This window comes from Vreelandella massiliensis (genome assembly GCF_900155385.1).
GTDB lineage: Bacteria > Pseudomonadota > Gammaproteobacteria > Pseudomonadales > Halomonadaceae > Vreelandella > Vreelandella massiliensis.
Genome location: NZ_LT699762.1, coordinates 1 through 1,917, shown reverse-complemented (window position 1 = coordinate 1,917; position 1,917 = coordinate 1). Strand labels below are relative to the sequence as shown.

Below are 1,917 nucleotides of genomic sequence, written 5' to 3'. Positions count from 1 at the left end.
AACGGTCGCGATCCTGGCGGGTAATGGCCTTGCGGGCGACCAGTTCGGGCGCATCGCCAAGCGCTTCCAGGGCGAGGTAGTGGCTTGGATAGAGGCGATAGCCGCCGATCACTTGGCGGTCGATCTCGGCGGCTACTTCATCCGGGGTCGCCATGTCGGTGCCGATCGGCGTGCCAAAACGTAGCTGCACGCGGCCTTTTTCACCGGTGATACCCGCCACGATGGATTGAATATCCTCAAACTCGCTTTTGGCGTAGCTGCCTTTGGTGTCGATATCATAAAGCTCTTGAGCTTTTTGCGTATCGCAAGGGTCAAACTCGTAGCTGATCGACACCGGCACCAGCTTGAGTTCGGCGATGGCGTCACCGACATTGGCCTCACGATCAGCGCCACGCCGCGCCATGGTGAGCATCTTGATAATCGCCGGATCCGTGAGATCAATGCCGTTTTTGGCGCGCCCCTCTCGCTGCGCCATCCAAATGGAGTGTTTATCCTCGGTAATAGAGTGGCGGATGTAGGCCGAAAGCTGCTGATAGGCGGCGAGCATGGCGCGTTTGCCGCGTGCGCTGCGTGGCACAATAAAGCTTTTATTAAGCCGCATCAGGTCCGTGACATAGGGCTTTTTCAGCAGGTTGTCGCCGATGGCGATACGCACGGTGTCGCGCTTCGCTTGGTACAGTGCGTAGTTGACAAAGGCTGGATCGAGCGAAATATCCCGGTGGTTGCCAATGAAAAGATAGGCGCCGTTTTCCTCCAGCTTATCCAGCCCCGAAACCTCGAATGCATCCGTTGTGGTGCGGATCATGCGCTCCATGTAGCTGGCGATGCGCATTTGAAAATCGCGCACGGTGTTGACGCCTTTGACTTCACGGCGTACGGCATGGCTTGCAAGCATGCGCGCCAAAGGGGGCGCGAATCGGGCCAGCCTCGGAAGGCGAAAGCGCGTCAGGGCATCGAGAAGCTCGCTATCGCGGGAAAGGCGGGCAAGCACTTGAGCCACTTCGTGATCCATATAGGGGCGAATATCGGCCCAAGGGTCGTCGGTGCTTGCGGTGTGTGTATCAGCGCGCGTTGTCGCGTTGGTAGCGTTCGTCTCAGTCATGCGATCCGTCAAAAAAGAAAGCGATGCGAAAAAAGTGTAATCCAGGCGTTGTACTGCTGGCGGGGCTAGCTGGGCTGCGCCGTCTCGGTTTCACCGCCGAGCCAATCGATTAAGCGCTCAATGTCGTCGCTTAACGACTGCGCCATCAAGATAAAATCGGTCTCTAGTCGAAGGAGGGCGTCGTCGCCATCGTCAGCGTGATCCGCTTCCTCGATCAGCGCGTCGCCAAAACGCAGCGACTTCAGCGCAAGGTCGTCGTGTAAGACAAAGCTTAGCCGGCCTTCGATGCCAAGCGCCAGCTTACTTGCTTGGCGGCCGCTTTCCAGCAGCGTTTGAATATCGTCGCTGTCGAGGTCGACTTGGCGGGCGCGTAGCACGCCATCGTCGCCCTTGGCTTTGAGCTCGACCTGATCGCCAAGCTGCATATCCGAGGGTCGCGTTGTCGGGTCGTTAAGCCAGGTCGTCATCGCCCGGATAGGCAGCGTCTGAACCGCTAGCGGCGTGACTTTCAAGCTGCCCAAGGTTTCCCGCAGCAAATCCAGAATTTCTTCGGCGCGGGCGCGGGAGCTTGCGTTGATACCGATAAGACCTCGGCGCGTATCCCACCACAGGTCGATTTTTTGACTGCGGACAAAGGCCCGGGGTAGCAGCTCTTCGGTGATCTGCTCTTTGAGCGCGGTTTTCTCTTTGCGGGTGACCTTGCGGCCTTCGCTGGCCTCAATATCTGCCACCTGCTCATCCAGCTCTTCCTTAACTACGGAGGCGGGGAGCAGGCGCTCTTGTCGCAGCGCGGAAAGCAGGCGGTGGCCCTGCAC

Annotated in this window: 2 protein-coding genes; both read right to left on the bottom strand. The window is 58.6% G+C overall.

Annotation, left to right across the window (positions count from 1 at the left end):
* On the bottom strand, positions 1-1,102 hold a 1,102-nt coding region (locus tag BQ9846_RS16235), incomplete at its 3' end, for a 1-acyl-sn-glycerol-3-phosphate acyltransferase (RefSeq protein WP_075882089.1).
* A gap of 65 nt (positions 1,103-1,167) precedes the next feature.
* Positions 1,168-1,917: recombination-associated protein RdgC (locus BQ9846_RS16230; protein ID WP_075882088.1), on the bottom strand; the 750-nt coding region annotated here is incomplete at its 5' end.